Source organism: Bradyrhizobium sp. 35 (assembly GCF_023073215.1).
In the GTDB taxonomy this organism is placed as follows: Bacteria; Pseudomonadota; Alphaproteobacteria; order Rhizobiales; family Xanthobacteraceae; genus Bradyrhizobium; species Bradyrhizobium canariense_D.
This window is the reverse complement of record NZ_JADPJC010000157.1, coordinates 12,486-30,400: the sequence shown is the minus strand read 5'-3', so window position 1 is coordinate 30,400 and position 17,915 is coordinate 12,486. Positions and strand designations below refer to the sequence as shown.

Annotated in this window: 18 protein-coding genes and 3 pseudogenes; 14 read left to right on the top strand and 7 right to left on the bottom strand. The window is 61.8% G+C overall.

The window, feature by feature from the left end:
- Positions 1-6: 6 nt before the first annotated feature.
- Positions 7-1,016 (top strand): annotated as a pseudogene (locus IVB36_RS32490) (nitronate monooxygenase family protein).
- Between the two features lie 152 nt (positions 1,017-1,168).
- Complete coding sequence (locus IVB36_RS32485) at positions 1,169-1,465, top strand: YciI family protein (RefSeq protein ID WP_018458779.1); 297 nt, start codon at positions 1,169-1,171, stop codon at positions 1,463-1,465.
- Between the two features lie 18 nt (positions 1,466-1,483).
- Here the strand turns inward: IVB36_RS32485 and IVB36_RS32480 are convergent.
- Positions 1,484-1,657, bottom strand: a pseudogene (locus tag IVB36_RS32480) (acetyl-CoA C-acetyltransferase); the annotation flags it as partial.
- A gap of 170 nt (positions 1,658-1,827) precedes the next feature.
- Here IVB36_RS32480 and IVB36_RS32475 point away from each other — a divergent pair.
- The 6 genes from IVB36_RS32475 to IVB36_RS32450 all read left to right on the top strand — a co-directional run bounded on the left by IVB36_RS32475 (position 1,828) and on the right by IVB36_RS32450 (position 8,539).
- Positions 1,828-2,715, top strand: a complete 888-nt coding sequence (locus IVB36_RS32475) for an AraC family transcriptional regulator (RefSeq protein ID WP_018458780.1) — start codon at positions 1,828-1,830, stop codon at positions 2,713-2,715.
- A gap of 206 nt (positions 2,716-2,921) precedes the next feature.
- Positions 2,922-3,995 carry a sugar ABC transporter substrate-binding protein gene (locus tag IVB36_RS32470; protein ID WP_026233659.1) on the top strand — a complete coding sequence of 358 codons (1,074 nt, stop codon included), beginning with the start codon at positions 2,922-2,924 and terminating at the stop codon, positions 3,993-3,995.
- A 60-nt stretch (positions 3,996-4,055) separates the two neighbouring features.
- On the top strand, positions 4,056-4,880 hold the full coding sequence (locus IVB36_RS32465; RefSeq protein ID WP_247394356.1) for an ATP-binding cassette domain-containing protein: 825 nt from the start codon (positions 4,056-4,058) through the stop codon (positions 4,878-4,880).
- Complete coding sequence (locus IVB36_RS32460) at positions 4,877-6,133, top strand: sugar ABC transporter permease (protein WP_247394354.1); 1,257 nt, start codon at positions 4,877-4,879, stop codon at positions 6,131-6,133. Before IVB36_RS32465 ends, IVB36_RS32460 begins: the two co-directional genes overlap by 4 nt.
- A 27-nt stretch (positions 6,134-6,160) precedes the next feature.
- On the top strand, positions 6,161-6,889 hold the full coding sequence (locus IVB36_RS32455; protein WP_018458784.1) for an SDR family oxidoreductase: 729 nt from the start codon (positions 6,161-6,163) through the stop codon (positions 6,887-6,889).
- A 24-nt stretch (positions 6,890-6,913) separates the two neighbouring features.
- Positions 6,914-8,539 carry an FGGY-family carbohydrate kinase gene (locus IVB36_RS32450; protein ID WP_247394352.1) on the top strand — a complete coding sequence of 542 codons (1,626 nt, stop codon included), beginning with the start codon at positions 6,914-6,916 and terminating at the stop codon, positions 8,537-8,539.
- 306 nt (positions 8,540-8,845) lie between these two features.
- Here IVB36_RS32450 and IVB36_RS32445 read toward each other — a convergent pair whose 3' ends face one another.
- The 4 genes from IVB36_RS32445 to IVB36_RS32430 form a co-directional block, all read right to left on the bottom strand.
- On the bottom strand, positions 8,846-10,048 hold the full coding sequence (locus tag IVB36_RS32445) for a hypothetical protein (RefSeq protein ID WP_018458787.1): 1,203 nt from the start codon (positions 10,046-10,048) through the stop codon (positions 8,846-8,848).
- Between the two features lie 248 nt (positions 10,049-10,296).
- Positions 10,297-10,452 (bottom strand): hypothetical protein, encoded by a 156-nt coding sequence (locus tag IVB36_RS32440; protein WP_018458788.1) that lies wholly within the window; start codon positions 10,450-10,452, stop codon positions 10,297-10,299.
- 5 nt (positions 10,453-10,457) lie between these two features.
- Complete coding sequence (locus tag IVB36_RS32435) at positions 10,458-10,979, bottom strand: hypothetical protein (RefSeq protein ID WP_247377774.1); 522 nt, start codon at positions 10,977-10,979, stop codon at positions 10,458-10,460.
- The gene (locus tag IVB36_RS32430; protein ID WP_018458790.1) at positions 10,892-11,314 is read right to left on the bottom strand and encodes a hypothetical protein; all 423 of its coding nucleotides are present in this window, start codon (positions 11,312-11,314) and stop codon (positions 10,892-10,894) included. The genes IVB36_RS32435 and IVB36_RS32430 overlap by 88 nt, the downstream gene beginning before the upstream one ends.
- A 319-nt stretch (positions 11,315-11,633) precedes the next feature.
- On the opposite strand from IVB36_RS32430, the gene IVB36_RS32425 reads away from it, so the two are divergent.
- Positions 11,634-11,933, top strand: coding sequence for a hypothetical protein (locus IVB36_RS32425; RefSeq protein ID WP_143273925.1), 300 nt, complete (start codon positions 11,634-11,636; stop codon positions 11,931-11,933).
- Positions 11,934-12,025: 92 nt separating this feature from the next.
- Here IVB36_RS32425 and IVB36_RS32420 read toward each other — a convergent pair whose 3' ends face one another.
- Positions 12,026-12,319 carry a response regulator gene (locus tag IVB36_RS32420; protein ID WP_345946553.1) on the bottom strand — a complete coding sequence of 98 codons (294 nt, stop codon included), beginning with the start codon at positions 12,317-12,319 and terminating at the stop codon, positions 12,026-12,028.
- A 292-nt stretch (positions 12,320-12,611) separates the two neighbouring features.
- Between IVB36_RS32420 and IVB36_RS32415 the strand changes: the two genes are divergently transcribed.
- A complete protein-coding gene (locus tag IVB36_RS32415) occupies positions 12,612-12,803 on the top strand; it encodes a hypothetical protein (protein ID WP_247394350.1) in 192 nt (63 codons plus the stop codon).
- Positions 12,804-12,944: 141 nt separating this feature from the next.
- Here the strand turns inward: IVB36_RS32415 and IVB36_RS32410 are convergent, their stop codons facing one another.
- Positions 12,945-13,097: a hypothetical protein gene (locus IVB36_RS32410; protein WP_157643068.1), complete on the bottom strand. Its 153-nt coding sequence runs from the start codon at positions 13,095-13,097 to the stop codon at positions 12,945-12,947.
- A 215-nt stretch (positions 13,098-13,312) separates the two neighbouring features.
- Between IVB36_RS32410 and IVB36_RS32405 the strand changes: the two genes are divergently transcribed.
- The 4 genes and pseudogenes from IVB36_RS32405 (at position 13,313) to IVB36_RS32385 (ending at position 17,858) form a co-directional block, all read left to right on the top strand.
- Positions 13,313-13,510, top strand: a complete 198-nt coding sequence (locus IVB36_RS32405; RefSeq protein WP_051113050.1) for a Myb-like DNA-binding domain-containing protein — start codon at positions 13,313-13,315, stop codon at positions 13,508-13,510.
- A gap of 14 nt (positions 13,511-13,524) precedes the next feature.
- Positions 13,525-13,845, top strand: a pseudogene (locus IVB36_RS32400) (MBL fold metallo-hydrolase); the annotation flags it as partial.
- A gap of 551 nt (positions 13,846-14,396) precedes the next feature.
- Entirely contained in the window at positions 14,397-16,058 is a 1,662-nt protein-coding gene (locus IVB36_RS32395) for a cytochrome b5 domain-containing protein (protein WP_018458797.1), read from the top strand.
- 1,485 nt (positions 16,059-17,543) lie between these two features.
- Positions 17,544-17,858 (top strand): hypothetical protein, encoded by a 315-nt coding sequence (locus tag IVB36_RS32385; RefSeq protein WP_157643069.1) that lies wholly within the window; start codon positions 17,544-17,546, stop codon positions 17,856-17,858.
- The last annotated feature ends 57 nt before the right edge of the window (positions 17,859-17,915 follow it).

Sequence of the window (17,915 nt, the reverse complement as noted above, 5' to 3'; positions counted from 1 at the left end):
GCGCACGTGAAGACAGCAATCACTGAACTGTTCGGCATCCAGCATCCGATCATCCAGGGCGGCATGCATTATGTCGGCTTTGCCGAGCTTGCCGCCGCGGTCTCGAATGCCGGCGGTCTCGGCATCATCACCGGCCTGACCCAGCGGACGCCGGAGCTGCTGGCGAAGGAAATCGCGCGCTGTCGCGACATGACCGACAAGCCGTTCGGTGTGAACCTGACCTTCCTGCCGAGCTTCACTGCACCGCCTTATCCGGAATATATCGCCGCCATCAAGGAAGGTGGCGTCAAGGCGGTGGAGACCGCCGGCCGCAGCCCGGAAGCGTACATGCCCGCGCTGAAGGCTGCCGGCATTAAGGTGATCCACAATGCACTTCGGTGCGGCATTCGCTGAAAGCCGAGAAGATCGGATGCGACGCCGTCAGCGTCGACGGCTTCGAATGCGGCGGCCATCCCGGCGAGGACGATATCCCGAACATGATCCTGCTGCCGCGCGCGGCGGATGAACTGAAGATTCCGTTCGTGGCCTCGGGTGGCATGGCGGATGCGCGCAGCCTCGTTGCTGCGCTGTCGATGGGCGCCGCCGGCATGAACATGGGTACCCGCTTCGTCGCAACCAGGGAAGCTCCCGTCCACGCCAACGTCAAGCAGGCCCTCGTCAAAGCCACCGAACTCGATACCGTGCTGGTCATGCGCGCGCTGCGTAACACCGAGCGCGTGCTGAAGAACAAGGGTGTCGATCAATTGCTCGAGGTCGAGCGCGAGAAGGGGGCGAGCCTCAAGATCGAGGACATCCATGAGCAGGTCGCGGGTGTCTACCCCAGGGTGATGGTCGATGGTGACATGGATGCCGGTGCTTGGAGCTGCGGCATGGTGGTCGGACTGATCCACGATATCCCGACGGTGAAGGAGCTGATCGACCGCATCATGAGGGAAGCCGAGCAGATCATCCGGCAGCGGCTGACTGGATTTCTTGACGGTACTGTCGCCGATCTGGCCACGCGCGCCGTTGCTTGACAAAGGTTTGCATGCGAGCGCTTCAGTGCCGAGATCAATGCTCGCTGATCGCATTGAGCAGCGGATCGGCGTGACCGATTGATCTCTCAAGTTGGGGGGGCGGGCCAGGCCGACAAGCAAGCTGAAATGTCGTTTTCACCGAGGAGCGGCCAATGAAGTACTATCTCTGCAAGTACATTCCGCCCCGGGCGGATTTCCTGGCGACCATGAGCGCCGCTGAGAAACAATGGATGAAGCAGCACGGTGCGTTCCTGGATGATCTGCTCGCAAAGGGGCAGATCGTCGCGCACGGTCCCGTCACGGACCCGCGTGGCGGTTATGGCGTGTCGCTCTATCAGATCCCAAACGATCTCGACATCGAGGCGGTCACCTCGGAAGATCCTGTCGTGAAGAACGGCGCCGGCCACTATGAGCATTACCCGATGATGCATTTGAAGGCGCGCGGCTGAGATCCTCCCCTGGACCAATTTGGCAGCGTGGGTGGCATGACCTTTGATCTGTGCCAGCACGGGTAGGCCATCGCGATCGGCGAGACAGCGTTTTGCAAGGATGGGAGCCGCGGCGCCGTCGGCATTGGCGGGGGAGGCGGCCGGCGTAATAGTGCCGTTGGTGCGGAACGCTGCCTTCAATCCGGGAACTTGGCCGGACGGCGTGCTGCACGTCAAAAAAGTATCAGTTCACATCTGAAATGGTGGTGGCGTGCCTAGGTACTGGTCGCTACTCTGCCAACGAGAGGAAGCGCTGAACCAATCAGCCGATAAGGGAGCGGAGGCGGATCATTACAAGCCGCACCGGCCTGAAGGGAGGGGACATGGAACCGGACCTGGAAGTTGTCCAGATACGGCGCGGCGAGTCATTCAAGGCGTGGTCGCACGGCTACCCATTCCACACCGTCCGCTGGCATTTCCATCCCGAGTACGAGCTCCATCAGGTCGTGGCCACCAGCGGACGCTATTTCGTCGGTGACTTCATCGGCGACTTCGAACCAGGTAATCTCGTGCTCACCGGCCCCAATTTGCCGCACAATTGGGTGAGCGATCTGCCGGCAGAGTGCGCCATCCCGCTACGCGGACGCATCCTTCAATTCAGCGAAGAATTCATCGGCGACCTGATGAAGGTCATGCCTGAGCTTTCGGGCCTTGCCGCACTGCTGGATTTTTCCCGGCGTGGTGCGCTGTTCACCCGCAGCACGAGCGATGCGCTCGTCCCACTCATGGAGGAGATCGTCACGGCGAACGGCGTGCGCCGGATCGAGCTGTTCTTGATGATCTTGGGGATACTCTGTCGCGCCGCGCGACAGGCGCGTCCGCTGTCCAGCCCAAACTATCTGCCCGATCCGTCTGGCTACATGTCCGTGGGAATGAACAAGGCACTCGCATTCATCCGGAAGAATCTGACGCAACCTTTCGGCGAAGCGGAGCTTGCTGCGATCGCCGGTCAATCGCAAAGCGCATTTTCGCGCTCGTTCCGCCGGCACACGGGCATGTCATTGGTGCAATACGTTAAGCGGCTGCGTATCAATCTCGCTTGTCAGATATTGATGAGCGACGAGCAGGCTTCCATCACCGACATCTGCTTCGAGGTCGGCTTCAACAATCTCTCCAATTTTAACCGGCAGTTCCTGGCCGAGAAAGGCATGCCCCCTTCGCGCTTCAGACGATTGTTGGCGCACAACATCGATGAGGCGCACGCGGCCTAGCCGCATAGGAGCAAAGAAGGAGGATCGTTACGGAAGAATGACGCGGACACGCCGACGGCGGTCCGCGACAGCAATCGTTCGACCAGAATTCTGCGCGGCTCCGAGCACCGGCGCTCATCGTGCCGTCGGAAACGGAAGCAGCGAGGGCCTGACTTCGAAGGATCAACGACGACACCCTGACACCCAGTCTGGAAAGGAAATCTGAAATGAGAAAGTTCTCTGCTAAATATGCGGGCACAATTGGCATAGCCCTCTCGCTGCTCGGCACAACAGCCATTTCTTCGCGGGCCGCAGAGGTGAAGAACGCGACCGTCGCCTTCCTGATGCCGGACCAGGCCTCCACCCGCTATGAACAACATGATTATCCGGGCTTCGTCGCAGAGATGAAGAAGCTGTGCGACAGTTGCAAGGTGATCTACCAGAACGCCAGCGCGGATGCCGCGCGGCAGCAACAGCAATTCAACTCGGTGATTTCGCAGGGCGCCAAGGTAATCGTGCTCGACCCCGTCGACTCCACTGCCGCGGCATCCCTGGTCAAGATGGCACAATCGCAAGGCATCAAGGTCATTGCCTATGACCGGCCGGTCCCCGACGCCAAGGTCGATTTTTACGTGTCCTTCGACAATCAAGCCATCGGCAAGGCTATCTCCGAATCGCTCGTCAAGCATCTTAAGGCCGCCAACGCGACGGCGAAGGAGGGCGAAGGCGTACTCGAAATCAATGGATCGCCGACCGATGCCGCTGCGGGACTCATCAAGAAGGGGATCCACGAGGGGCTTGATAAGAGCGGCTATCCAATTCTGGCCGAATACGACACGCCGGACTGGGCGCCGCCGAAGGCGCAGCAATGGGCGAGTGGCCAGATCACCCGCTTCGGCAAGAAGATCCTCGGCGTCGTAGCTGCCAATGACGGCACGGGCGGTGGCGCAATTGCCGCCTTCAAGGCCGCAGGTATCGAGCCGGTGCCGCCGGTGACGGGCAACGATGCGACGATTGCCGCGCTTCAGCTCGTCATCGCAGGCGATCAGTACAACACGATCTCCAAACCCAGTGAGATCGTGGCAGCTGCTGCGGCGCAAGCGGCGGTGAAATTCCTCTCCGGAGAGATGCCCAAGGCGGAAGCTACGCTATTCAATGCGCCATCGAAGTTGTTCGTGCCGGCCGTCGTCACTCAGGAGAACCTGAAGGCGGAGATTATCGATAAGAAGATCCAGACGGCCGATCAGCTCTGCACGGGCCGATATGCCGCGGGTTGCAAGAAGCTTGGCATCACGCAGTGACGACGTCGGTCCCGGCCGCTTCCGGCGGCCGGGACGAAGGATGAGAGGGCGAATTGGGACATGACCACGATCTCGGATGCCGATGACGCGCAGGGCGGACCGCGCAAGCCGGTCTTGAGTCTTCGCGGAATTTCCAAGCATTTCGGCGCCGTGTCCGCCCTGACCGATGTTGATCTCGATGTGCATGCCGGCGAAGTCGTGGCACTTGTGGGTGATAACGGTGCAGGAAAATCCACGCTGGTGAAGATCCTTGCCGGCGTGCACCAACCCACCTCCGGAACGATCACGTTCGGCGGTGAACATGTTGTCCTGTCCGACCCATCCATGGCACTCGGCCTCGGCATCGCCACCGTTTTCCAGGATTTGGCCCTCTGCGAGAATCTCGACGTGGTCGCAAACATCTTCCTCGGCCGCGAGCTCAACCCGCTGCGGCTCGACGAGGTCTCCATGGAGCTTCGCGCCTGTACCTTGCTCAACGAGCTGTCAGCGCGGATTCCGAGCGTGCGAGAGCCCGTGGCGTCGCTCTCCGGCGGACAGCGCCAGACCGTGGCGATCGCGCGCTCGCTGCTGACTGAGCCGAAACTCATTCTGCTCGACGAGCCGACTGCGGCGCTCGGCGATGCCCAAACCGCTGAGGTGCTAGACCTCGTCGAACGCGTTCGCGCACGCGGTCTCGGCGTCATCATGATCAGTCACAACATGGAGGACGTCCGCGCGGTTGCCGATCGGATCGTGGTGCTGCGCCTCGGTCGCAACAACGGCGAGTTCGATCCCGACGTGTCCAATCAGGATCTCGTTACGGCGATTACCGGAGCGGACGAAAATTCTGTCTCGCGCCGCGCCAGGCGGCGCCGCGCCCATCAGTCGCCGGAGCTTGGGCGATGACCGACGACACGCAACAGGTTTCGACGGCGCGGTTGCTCGACCGCAGTGACGAACGAGTCAAGCACGCGGACACGCTTGGAAACACGATCGGCGCCTTTGTGGACCGTGTGCGGTCGGGCGATCTCGGATCGCTGCCGGTGGTCGTCGGGCTCATCGTCATCTGCGCGGCGTTCGAGACCCTCAACCCTGTTTTTCTCGCGCCGAACAATCTGGTCAATTTGCTTTTCGATTGCGCGACAGTGGGTGTGATCTCGCTGGGCATCGTCTGTATCCTGATGGTCGGCGAGATCGATCTGTCGGTCGGATCGGTGAGCGGGTTCTCTTCGGCGCTCGTCGGCGTGCTTTGGGTCGCTCAGGATTGGCCGGTCGCCGTGGCGATCGTCACGGCGTTGGTGCTGGGCGCTGCCATCGGCGCGCTCTATGCATTTTTGTTCAATCGTCTGGGTATGCCGAGCTTCGTCTCGACGCTGGCCGGCCTGCTGACGTGGCTCGGCCTGCAGCTGTATCTGCTCGGCTCCTCCGGCTCGATCAACCTTCCGTATGGATCGGCGCTGGTCAATTTCGGACAGATGCTCGTCATGCCGTCGATCGTATCCTACGTGCTGGCGGCGGTCGCGAGCGTGGTTATGTTCGTGACCGGCTACCGAACGGCCGCGCGCCGGCGGGCGGCGGGGCTATCGGCCAGTTCGCTTGGTCGCATGGTGCTGAAGGCGCTGCTGGTCACCATCGTGCTCGAATTCGTTGTCTATTATCTCAATCTCGGGCGCGGCATTCCCTGGATGTTTGGTCTGTTCGTCGGCTTGTGCGTGATCATGAATTACGCATTGACGAGAACCAAATGGGGCCGCTCGATGTCTGCCGTCGGCGGCAATCGCGAGGCGGCCCGTCGGGCTGGCATCAACGTTCGCCGGGTCTATTCGACCGCATTCATGCTGTGCTCCACGCTGGCCGCGGCCGGCGGCATTCTGGCCGCAGCGCGGCTGGCATCTTCCAGCCAGCAGGCCGGGACCGGGGATGTGAACCTCAACGCGATCGCCGCCGCGGTCATCGGTGGCACAAGCCTGTTTGGCGGCCGCGGGAGCGCCTATTCCGCGCTCCTCGGCGTCATCGTCATCCAGTCCATCGCGAGCGGCCTCACGCTGCTCGATCTCTCCTCGTCGATGCGGTACATGATTACGGGCGCGGTCCTTGCCATTGCAGTCATCGTCGATTCGCTGGCACGGCGCTCGCGCCTTTCCCACGGCCGAGCTTGAACAACTCTCATAGGAAAAGGACAAGCCTTGGCCCAGGAACTTGCAGAAAAAGTCGCGGCGATCACCGGCGCCGCATCGGGCATCGGTCTCGAATGCGCCAGAACATTGATCGGGGCCGGCGCGCGGGTGGTGCTGATCGATCGGGCGGAAGAGGCGCTGAGCAGCGCCTGCGTTGCGCTGGGCGATCAGGCGATTCCGTTACGTATCGACCTCACCGATCCCCTGAGCATGGAAGCGATGATGCCGCAGGTGCTGGAGAAAGCGGGTCAACTGGACATCTTCCATGCGAATGCTGGTGCCTATGTCGGCGGCGAGGTGCTTGGCGGCGATCCCGACGCGTGGGACCGCATGCTCAATTTGAACGTCAATGCGCTGTTCCGGTCGATCCATGCGGTGCTGCCGCACATGGTTGAGCGCAAGAGCGGCGACATCATCGTCACCAGTTCGATCGCAGGTCTCGTGCCTGTCGTCTGGGAACCGATCTATACCGCGTCCAAGCACGCCGTGCAGGCTTTTGTGCATACTCTGCGCCGGCAGGTCGCGAAACACGGTTTGCGCGTCGGCGCCGTTGCGCCCGGTCCAGTCGTGACCGCGCTCATCAAGGATTGGCCCAAAGAGAAGATCGAGGAGGAAATGGCGGCCGGTGGCTTGATGCAGCCGGTGGAAGTCGCGCAGGCAGTGCTCTTCATGTTGACGCGCCCGAGAAACGTCACCATCCGCGACCTCGTCATTCTGCCGCAGAGCAACGATCTGTAACATCTTCCGATCGGCGATCCTGAGATGAACAAGCAACCCGATAACCGCCATTTCCTTGGCATCGATGTCGGCACCGGCAGCGCACGGGCCGGACTCTTCGACCGCTCTGGCAGGCTCCTGGCGAGTGACAGCGCCCCTGTTGCACTTTGGCGGGAGGCTGGCGACGTCGTCGAGCAGTCGAGCGAGGATATCTGGCGTGCCGTATGCCGCAGCGTGCGTAGCGCGGTGGTGCAGGCGGGTATCGCGGCGGACAGTATCGCCGGCATAGGCTTTGACGCGACCTGCTCGCTGGTGGTGCTTGGCGAGGCGGGTGTGCCGCTGCCCGTCGGGCCGTCCGGCGATCCTGCTCGCAACGTCGTTGTATGGATGGATCACCGCGCTGCGGATCAGGCGCGCCGTATCAACCAGACGGGCGAGAAAGTTCTCGACTATGTCGGCGGAACGATCTCTCCCGAGATGGAGACGCCGAAACTGTTGTGGCTCGCCGAAAACATGCCCGAGACGTTCTCCCATGCGTGGCAGTTTATGGACTTGACTGATTTTCTCACTTGGCGTGCAACAGGGAGTTTGTCCCGCTCCATTTGTACCGTGACGTGCAAGTGGACCTATCTGGGCCACGAAGACCGCTGGGACGATCAATTCTTCCGCAGGATTGGCCTCGGCGTGCTGCCGGATGAGCAGTTCCGCAGGATCGGCACCGAGATCGTGCCCGGCGGGACCAGGCTGGCAGCGGGCCTGACGGCGAAGGCCGCGGCCGATCTCGGACTCGCGATGGGTACGCCGGTCGCCGCCGGCCTCATCGATGCACATGCCGGCGGTGTTGGTACGGTGGGGGCGCGCGGAGCGGCGGGCACGGTGCTCACGCGCATGGCCTATGTATTCGGAACGTCCGCCTGCACCATGTCGACCACACCGGACCCCTTCTTCGTCCCTGGCGTTTGGGGACCCTATTTCTCGGCCATGGTGCCTGGGCTTTGGCTCAATGAAGGCGGACAGTCGGCCGCCGGCGCTGCGATCGAGCATCTGTTGCAGATGCATCCGAATTCCGCGCAAGCGACACAGGCTGCGGGCCAGAAGCAGCAGACGCTTGCCGATTGGCTTGCCTCGGAAATCGAATCACGCGGCGGTGCCGAAATGCTCCCGGATTTGGTCGGCCAGCTTCATGTCGTCCCCGAATTCCTCGGCAATCGAGCGCCGTTCGCCGATCCCGGCGCGCGCGCACTGATTGCGGGCCTTGATATGCGCTCGGATCTGGAGAGTCTGCTCGCGCTTTATCTTGCAGGGCTTTGCGGCCTCGGCTGCGGGGCCCGGCAGATCGTTCGCGCTCAGCAAGACAAGGGCATTGGGGTCGATACGATCGTGGTCAGCGGCGGTGCCGCAAAGAGCCGCCTCGTGCGGCAGGTCCTCGCCGATATGACGGGTTTGACGGTCGCTGCGCCAGCCTCTCCGGAGGCCGTCCTGCTCGGCTCCGCGATGCTTGGATCAGTTGCCTCGGGCGACCATTCCGACCTCAGTGAGGCGATGCAGGCGATGTCGGTCTTGGGAGACATCCATCAACCCCAGGCCGCTTTGGCAGGCTGGGTTGATCAGCGCATGGGAGCCTTCGAGGCTCTGCAGAAGGTCGGCCGGGCAATTAGAAGAGCTTCTTAGCTCTTGCCAACTGGACCCGGCACCAAGCACGGCATCTGACCCGGGCCGAGCCGCGATCCTAGACTATCCGCGGTTCGGAGAGCCCATGGGGCAAGTTCGTGAACGGTGACCGCCAATGAGGCAGGACCGCTACATCCCGGCACGACGCATCTGGTCGCGGACCTGACGGAGAAGTTCGACGACATCAACTCGCTCGTCGCGGCCAAAGGCGGGTGGCCAGCGTCAGGGGGCGGCTGAAGGGATCCTGTGGGCGGGGAGGAACCCGGGTCTCGCCCCGCTGTAGGCGGGGCGAGATGCCTGCTTTTCTCAGATGAGGAAGTCGGTCGGGTGCAGGCTCGCGGCGTGGACACCGTCGAGTGTAATGGTGTCGCTCGCCGATACATGAATCACGGCATCGCCGTCGGCATTGTCGCTGATCAGCTTCGACAGCGCCGTCCAGTCCGTAAAGCCGTAATCGTGCAGGTTGATCAGATCGTGCTCGGTCACGGTGCTGCCGGCCGCCTTGTTTCCTTGATCGAAGTCGGTGATGAGGTCGTTGCCGGACCCGGTGTTGAAGACGAAGGTGTCGCTGTTTCCGCCGCCCGAAAGCTGGTCATTTCCGGCGCCCCCGTTGAGCATATCCTTGCCGCCGGTGATCGAGCCCGGTGTTGCGGGATCATAGACCTTCGCATCGCCATACAGAAAGTCGGTGGCCGCTCCGCCGGTGAGGATATCGTTGCCGCCATGGGCATTGCCGGACATGGTCGGAGCGTCGCCGAACAGCAGATCGCGCGCATCGTCGGTGTACTCGGTGCTGATCTTGACCGTGAGGATGTCATCGCCACCCTGTGCGTTGTCGGTCAGGGACGTGGAGGAATCTCCCGACAGCGACGCACCGGCCCAGACGTTTTCGCCGCTCATGGTCAAGATGATGTTGTCGTTGCCGCCATGCGCATCGCCGCTGATGGAGCCGATGGCATCGCCGCTGGCTCTCGCTGAACCCTCCCGGGTGTTCAAGCTGATGTCGAGCGTGTCGTTGCCGCCCTGCGCCGGGCCGCTCATGGAGCCACCGGCATCGCCGGCGTACACATTGTCGAAGCCTCGCCAGCCCACAGCGCCCGTGATGGTGTCACTGCCGCCGTGCGAATTGCCGGACATGTCGCCGGCGACATCGCCGAAAGCATGCACGTTGGTGTACATCGAGTGGTCTTGGGTATCGATCGTGTCGTTGCCGCCCCTGGCGTCGTCGGTCATCGCCTGGGCATCGCCGACCACGAGGGCGGCGTTCCAGCCGTAGTTGACGTTGACCGTGAGCGTGTCGTTGCCGCCGTGGGACTGGCCATGCAGCGTCGTGTTGTCGTCGCCAAAGATCGTGACCTCTGCTTCGGGCTGAGTGATGGTTGCGGTCACGGTGTCGTTGCCGCCCCGGGCGTCCGTGGTGGTCGGAAAGTTCGGATCTCCGATGACGGTTTCGATTTGGCCAAATTGGTCGAGCAGGATGTCGATGGTGTCGTTCGGCAGATGCTGCATGGCGTAACTCCCATTTCATTGTCGGAGGCGGGCCTGACATCGGCAAAACTCTTGCGCGAAGTGCTGTGACCACGCTTCACGGAGACGAATCTAGTTTTGGTCGATGGCGGAGATTTGCTGGAATTCGGGACAGAGTTTGTTCGCGACAGGTTTCGCTGCGCCGTGCGGCGAAACTGGTCGTTGCGCACTCGCGATTGCGATGTCGCCCCGCGCGTCGGGGTACGACATCGCCGCTTTGATTTATTCCCTCAGATGATGAAGTCGGTCGGATGCAGGTTCGCCGCGTGAATCCCGTCCAGCGTGATCGAGTCGTTGCCGGAGAGATGAATCACGGCATCGCCGGAAGCATTGTCGCTGATCAGACTCGACAGCGCCGCCCAGTCCGCGAAGCCGTAATCCTGCACATCGATCAGATCGTGTTCCGCTGCGGTGCTGCCGACGGCCTTGTGCCCTGATCGAAGTCGGCGATCGTGTCGTTGCCGGAGCCGGTGCTGAAGGCGAAGAAGTCGCTGTTTCCTCCGCCCCACATCCAGTCGTCGCCCGCTCCGCCGTTCAGCGTGTCGCTGCCGCCGGTGATCGAGCCTGGCGCCGCCGGTTCATAGATTCCTGCATCGCCATACATGAAATCCCGGCCGACGCCGCCATTGATATCGTTGCCACCATGAGAATGACCGGCCATGATCGGCGCGTCGCCGTACACTGACGAGACCGCATCCGCGTACTGGCCTTCGATCTTGACGGTCAGGACATCGTCGCCGCCCTCGGTAAGATCCATCAGGGACGTCGACGAGTCCCCCGACAAGGTCGCGCCGGCTATGGCGCTGTCGCCGTTCAAGGTGACCGTCATATTGTCATTGCCGCCTTGCGCGAGGCCGCGCAAGGCGCCGATGGCGTCGCCACTGACGGTCGCCACGCCGTCCGTGGTGAGCACGCTGACATCGAGCGTGTCGTTGCCGCCGTGCGAGGTGTCATCATGGAACCGCCGGCATCGCCGGCGAACAGGTTGGCGCCACCGCGCCACGCGATCGAGCCGGTTATCTCGTCATGGCCGCCCTGCGCGTTGCCCGACATGTCCCCCGCGACGTCGCCGAAGGCCGAGACAGTGGTATAGGCCGTGCCATGGGCATCCGCGACGATGGTGTCATTGCCGCCCTTGGCGTCGTCGATCATCGATTTGGCATCGCCCACCACGAGAGCGGTGTTCCAGCCGCCGCCGATATCGGCGAACAATGTGTCGTTTCCGCCTTGCGAGTGACCAAGCAGCATCGACTGGTCATCGCCGAAGATCGTGAGCCTCGTATTGAGCTCGGTGACGTTGCCGTCACGGTGTCGTTGCCGCCCGAGACGTCCTTGGCTGCGGGAAATCCGAGATCTCCGTACACGGTCTCGATTTGACCAAACTGGTCAAGGATGACGTCGAAGGTATCGTTCGGCAGATGCTGCATGGCGTAACTCCCATTTCATGTCGGTAGCGGGCCGGACGTGTGCACCAGTCTTGCGACACGCTTGATCGACACGGTTCACCGGAAGCAAATCTGCCCTTGGTAAATGGCAGAGATTTGCAAGAATTCAGGAGAGAGTTTGATTGCTCGCATCGATCTGCGGTCGCGGCCGCGAGAAAGAGAATGTTGATGGAACTGTCGGCGAGGATCTACCGCCGATTGGCGCGTTCGAGTGCGAGCTTACTTCTCCTCTGGTTGGGATGAAGTGCCGCTTTCGCCGTCGTCATTTCCTGGATCAAGTCGGCGATACCGTCTCTCGCGATCTTGTCAGTGACAAGAGACAACAACCGACTATGGCGCGCGATCTTGTTGTCGATCTCATCGCATTTGCCGCACGTGAGCATACCCTGCGCTATTGCAGGCGGAGCGAACGAGGCAACTGAGACTAAAAAATGTTCATTGCCGAGCTTCGTTCCTGCCGCCATGGACGGTTGGGACGCTGGCTTGCTGTGCGAGCCAGTGACGGCGGCGGTTTTTACTTGTGCGTCGGTGGGACCTCATTGAGGAGCTTCGAGACCGCAGTGACAAGCTGGGCCGGTGCAAACGGCTTCTGCAACAGGATGCTATTTGAGACGCCCTGCGAACCCCAATCGTTCGCTGCAGCGCCCGTCATGTAGACCACGGGAAACGTCGGCTCTCGTTGTCTGAGCTGTCTGGCCAATTCCCAGCCGCTGAGCGTGCCCTTGAGGTTCACATCCGCGACGACCGCCCGGTACTCCTTCATGCCGCTTCTGAAGAGAGTCAGGGCTTCCTCGGCAGACGAGAGGATGTCAGTCGCGAAGCCTGCCTCCAGCAGGGCTTCCTCGACACCGCCTGCAATGGGTATTCATCCTCCACCACCAAGATGAGAGGCGACGGCGCTGTCATGTTCACTCCGTCTCGGAACGCTGAACCTACTATGTTGCGGCGCTTTGTTCCCTGAAAATGTGTCCAAAAGTGAACATAGGCCGATCCGAGGGCCCCAGGGAGCTGGCCGGCTGCATGGCGGATATCAAGGCCGACGAGACGGAGCATGGGCGCACTCTCAATCTTCCGTGGTGGAGGACGTAGCGCCGATCCGCATGATGGTCTGCGACATGCTGGAGGAGTTGGGCGACAAGGTCATCGCCGAAGCAGGCACCCTGAAGGAAGCGATCGAAGTCGCGCGGGTGGCTGACTTCGATCTGGCCATTCTCGACCTGAGGCTTGCCGATGAAACAACTGAACTGGTGGCGGAGATCACTCGTGGTCGCGGGTTGCAATTTTTCTCCTGACCGGCCACGCATCCGATGGATTGCCGGGCGGCTTCCGCAATGCTCCCCGATTGGAGAAGCCCGTCCTCTGCTCCGCGCTCGCGGAGATGATCGAAAACTGCGCCAGGTCTTGACCAGCGAACAGGCCGCTCGCGGGGAGTTTCACGCTGCCAACTTGCCCTTCGCCAAGCTTTCAAGATGTTTCCACGCCAAAGCGGCCCTCAACCACTTCAAACGCTCGGCAGCACAGGTCGCGGCGACCGCTTTGCGCATTGCGGCGATGGCCTCTGCTTGATGGTCAAGGTCTCCGGTCATCGGAGCGATCATTCGCTCGAATTATTAAAGCCGACGAAAATTTACGGCCCGGAAAACTACCGGCTTGCCCCGCCGTGGAGCCTCCATCCAAGCCCTGTGCTCGCTCAGTCCGGCGCCATCCGCTCGCCTCGTCCTGCGAGATAGGCATCATATGTTAAAGCGCGACTCAGCAATTGCAGCCCGATAACCTGGCAACAGGCTGGGGACGCGGGACGATGGCACAGTCACGCTATCCGTTGATCCGGAGGTGGACACCGGAAGAGCATCAACAGCTGCTGGTGATGGCGGCGGCTGGGCGCCGACCCGACGAGATCGCCCAGGCGCTCGGCAGGACAGAGCCGGCCGTGCGAGGCCGCGCCAACCTGCATAACATCCCGCTGCGACTGGTGATGCAAAAGCGAAACGGCCCATGATCAAGGGCGCGTTTGGACCAATGCCGATGGACTATTTCGTGTGGCTGGCGAGGGGAGGCGGCCGCATCTTCGTCATCGACACCGGGTTCAATGCCGAGGTCGCGAAGCAGCGCAGGCGAAATTACCTGCGCTGCCCGGTAGAGACGCTTGCCGCGTTCGATATCGACGCTGCCCACGTCAAGGACGTGATTCTCACGCATCTGCACTACGACCACGCCGGCAATTTCGACCGATTTGCGCATGCGCGGTTTCACCTTCAGGAGCGCGAGCTTGCCTGTGCGACCGGGCGCTACATGCTTTATCCTCGGCTGTCGCATTCGTTCGAAGTCGAGGATGCCGGGAAGCGTAGCTGTGCACGTTACATCGGTGCGGTCGCTGCTCGCCGACGAGACCTCGACCAAATGGCTCGATGCTGCCGTGAATACCAGGCTGCCTTGGGCCGCAGGGTACCGGACCCGCTGCCGGGCGCCAGGGCGCCGCCATTCGTGCCGGTGCTGCCGATGATGCCTGTACCGCCGAGTATACCGCACCGTCTGGCTGCTGGCTGCGAGGGCCAATGAAAGGATCGGGTAGGTCCGACGACCTTTCGCACTGCCCGGTCGCTCCCTTCGGAAGGCGGCGCCAAATGTCGGTTCGTAGACGAGGACCGAGGTTTGCAACGCAGCGCCAAGCCGACGCGACTGGCTCATCCTCAATGGAAGTTGGCGCTCGGTCGGCGTGTTTGCTCACGGAGGCCGATGACCGAGGAACTCCAGAACTCTATTTGGCGTGCCACAAGATCCTTTATTGCCAATCAGCCCGGCGCTAGTCTCGAGCCCATTGAGGCGCCTTAAACTTATTCCAGCCGCGAGTTGAGGGGCGTTCGATTGCATCGGAAGGAAGATGGATGAGGGCAGTGATCGTCGGTGCGGGAATGGGCGGGTTGATGACGGCCTTGGCGCTGCGTCAGTCGGGAGCGTTCGCATCGGTCTATGTCTACGAGCAAACGAAGGTGCCTAGCACCGCAGGCGCCGGGTTGAACATCCCGCCCAACGGGGCGCGAATATGTCGTTGGCTAGGCGTCGACCTGGATGGGGGAGATTCCAAAGGCCCCGACGGGGTCATTGACGGCGGCCGCGCGGCAATCCTGGAGTCGACACGACAGTTCAACGCAGATGGGAGCGTGACAAAGAGGCCATTCGATCATGTCACCGCCGCAGGCGACGGCGCCGGCTTTCATCACATGCACAGGCTGGACCTTTTGATGTGCCTGTACAAGCGAGTGTCCGACTTCGGTATCGACAGCGGCGCGCCATGCCCGATCGCGGTGCACATGGACTGCAGACTGACGCAGCTGCGTCAGACCGCAGGCGAGGTACTAGCGACCTTTTCGAATGGTCGAACCGCCACGGGAGAGCTTCTCGTAGGTGCGGACGGGATCAACTCTGCGACGTTACAGCTGGCGTGGCCGAATTCGCGTCCCAAGCGTTGGACGGAGGTAACCTGCTTTCGAGGACTCATTCCGCGGACGGGGGTTGCGTCCCTCCGCAAAGCGAACGGTAACCCGCTGGACCACAATCCCATCAACTCCTTCAGCATGGACCGCCATCGGGCGGATAGGAGCGGCGCGACCACGTACTGGGTACGCGGCGGCGAGTTGTTGAACGTGTGGATCGCGCATTATGAGCCTGAGTCCGCCGCGTTCGAGCAGGAGGAGGGCGACTGGTTTCCCGTCAGTCAGCAGGAGATCGTTCGCGAGGTCGGCGAGGCATTCGCGGGCCATCCCAGCAGAGACGACCTCATCGCTCTGTCGGGGGCGATCGTTCGTCCTACCAAGTGGGGTCTCTACGATCGCGATGCGCTCGAAACCTGGGTGCAGGGCCGCATCTGCCTGCTCGGTGACGCGGCGCACCCGATGCTTCCCACATTCGGTCAAGGAGCTGCTCAGTCCTTCGAAGACGCCGCCGCCCTTGCCAGCGCCTTTGCGCTTCACCAGCGCGATGTGCCTACAGCCTTGTTGCACTACGAACGCGTGCGGCATTACCGCGCTACCCGCTTTCAATTGGGATCCAAATTCGCCTTCGACCATTTGCGAGCGAAGGACACCGCTGAGCAGAAGGCGCTACTGGAGAGACTCGATGAGCGTGTGAGTCCTGCCTTTGCCCATGATAAGCGCGGCGGCGAGGACGATTCCTGGATCTACGCCTATGACGCCCGCAAGATCGGCAGCGAGTTGCCTGCCAAGAGGCTAGGTCCGTGGGACTTCCGCCGAACCGCCAAGGTAAGGTACGGTGGGATCAAGCTCTGGATGCCCGCCAATCCGGCGAAGGGTACGCGCCGCGTCACGCGCGAAGAGATCGCTCTGCACAACACACAGAACGACTGCTGGATCATCATCTCGGGAAAAGTTTATGACATCACCGAGTGGGCCCCTCATCACCCTGGCGGCGCTGGAATCGCACGAATGTACGCTGGCAGGGAGGCCACTGCCGAATTCGGTGACTATCACAGCACCGAGGCCGTCGCGCACATGGCAAATTTTTGCGTGGGCGCTCTCGTCGAGAATTGAACCACCTCGTCGTAGCCGGGCACCTGGCGGCACTGCCGTAGGCCGCATCCGAGCCGCGCCGTCGACCCGCCTCGCACATCGCGAAGAGCATTCCGACAACCGGTAGACTTTCAAATATCGTGCCGGCTCGCGACGGCTGAGGCGCACGACATTCGCGGGCCAACGCACTTACCGTCACGCGAGACGACCGCATCGGTCGCCGAGGCGAGTAATGCCATTCGAGTTCTGGTCGTGGAGGATGAAGCTCGGATCTGCAGCTTGATCGAGGACGCCTTTTCGACGGCGGTTTCGAGGTCCTACTTGATCAATTCGGGGGACGGTCGCGCGGACGACGAACCGGCCGCGCGAGTAGCCGGGGGAAACCGAGGCTCGCAATCCTCGACCTGCGCCTCGAGGAAGCCGTTCGCGACAATGAGCGCCTTGACCGCCTCCCGGGTGTCTCGACCGCAGGCAGCGATGGCCTGGTCGGCGGCAGCCTCCAATTCGAACGGTGCCGGTCGGGATGGCTCCCGATCCCGATTCACTAACCCAAGTCTACCTAAGTATGGTCACTTCATACCTGCGCGCGATGGCGCCGGCCGAGGGCTAATGTTACTGATACATTCACTGAAAAGCAACGGAACCGGCCCTGCGAGCCGGCGGTTGCGGGACGAGACCGGCGGCGTAGCGCCCGCCGGCCCTTCTCCCGATCTAGCGGCGCTTCGCCGCTCAACTGACGCTTACGGCCGTAGTTAGTGCAGAGTGTTCGCCATGAGAAACATCGCCGACCTCCTGATGTGGTTCAGACGGGGAAGCCAACGCGTGTCCAATACTCAGGTTGCAGCTATGGCTGAAGATCGATCCAGCATGGCTGATTTTGTCCGGATCCTGCAGGCCTGCGATCAAGCCCAGTAAGACAGGGGTTTGGTGCGAGCGCGTCAGTCCGTGATGCGGACGTCCGAGCAAACCAAAGCCAAGACCTCACACCACACCGCGTCCAGCTGTTTATGCCTAGCACGTCCGTTCAGGGTCAAACGGCGACAAGAGCAGAGGACTCTGATTTGCAGCTTCGGGCAAACTGCGGAAGTCACTCGGCTCCAGCCTTGGTTCAGTTCGGCGCTGATGTCAGTCAGCCCCAACGGTTCGCGCGCCGCATACAATGAAGCTAGCGCGGGATTCTGCTAGGTCCGGGCCGGGCCCAGCAACTGCCTGCTGAGACCTCCAATGACTTCGCACTGTTGCATTGGCCCCCGCGCCGCGCTGCCAGCAACATGAACCGCCTGCATGTCCCGTTCCTGCAGGGCACCCGCCGCATTGACAACGACATCAACGCCGGCAAGAGCGTCCTTCCAAAGCGTCGGTGGTCCGACCATATCGAGGGTGATGTGGTGCGTATCAGGTGCGGTGGGTGGCGCGACACCAATGCGCATTCGGGCCCTTCGGCGGACAGTCTGGCCTGGATTGCCGATCGAACAAGCCCCGTGCCACCAACGAGACGGATGCGCATTGACTGGCTCTTCGATCGGCGGCGGCTTTCGCAAACTGCTGATCGAACAATTAAAGGTGCGGACGGTTAAAGCACGGCTGATGCAATCGTTCCTCGCGGCGGAACAGGTGAGTTGGCCGCAAGCAGCGCCTTATCGTTGCCAAGCATCGCTTTTCGAGCGCACGACGATCGCCATCGACGTTGCGGCGTCATCGATATCGACGGCAGGTCATTCAAAGGGCCAGATCCGGCATTACGGCTTCCACTTCAGGCCGCTTAGTCGAAGATCTCTTGAATCGGTGACATGTCGGCTTTCGGCGGCAAACCACAAGTAAGTTCAGCCTAGCATCTACCGCTGCTTTTGAATCCAAGCAGATGAAGCCTTGGGATGG

Bases quoted from the DNA above. Each gene is read 5' to 3' on its own strand.
- IVB36_RS32485 (WP_018458779.1), top strand. From the start codon at position 1,169: ATGAAGTACTATCTCTGCAAGTACATTCCGCCCCGGGCGGATTTCCTG.
- IVB36_RS32465 (WP_247394356.1), top strand. From the start codon at position 4,056: ATGACCACGATCTCGGATGCCGATGACGCGCAGGGCGGACCGCGCAAG.
- IVB36_RS32395 (WP_018458797.1), top strand. From the start codon at position 14,397: ATGAGGGCAGTGATCGTCGGTGCGGGAATGGGCGGGTTGATGACGGCC.
- IVB36_RS32410 (WP_157643068.1), bottom strand. From the start codon at position 13,097: ATGACCGGAGACCTTGACCATCAAGCAGAGGCCATCGCCGCAATGCGC.
- IVB36_RS32445 (WP_018458787.1), bottom strand. From the start codon at position 10,048: ATGCAGCATCTGCCGAACGACACCATCGACATCCTGCTCGACCAATTT.
- IVB36_RS32475 (WP_018458780.1), top strand. From the start codon at position 1,828: ATGGAACCGGACCTGGAAGTTGTCCAGATACGGCGCGGCGAGTCATTC.
- IVB36_RS32430 (WP_018458790.1), bottom strand. From the start codon at position 11,314: ATGCTGCTTGGTCACTCGCAAGGCGGAAACGACACATTGTTCGCCGAT.
- IVB36_RS32450 (WP_247394352.1), top strand. From the start codon at position 6,914: ATGAACAAGCAACCCGATAACCGCCATTTCCTTGGCATCGATGTCGGC.
- IVB36_RS32415 (WP_247394350.1), top strand. From the start codon at position 12,612: ATGATGGTCTGCGACATGCTGGAGGAGTTGGGCGACAAGGTCATCGCC.
- IVB36_RS32460 (WP_247394354.1), top strand. From the start codon at position 4,877: ATGACCGACGACACGCAACAGGTTTCGACGGCGCGGTTGCTCGACCGC.
- IVB36_RS32470 (WP_026233659.1), top strand. From the start codon at position 2,922: ATGAGAAAGTTCTCTGCTAAATATGCGGGCACAATTGGCATAGCCCTC.
- IVB36_RS32405 (WP_051113050.1), top strand. From the start codon at position 13,313: ATGGCACAGTCACGCTATCCGTTGATCCGGAGGTGGACACCGGAAGAG.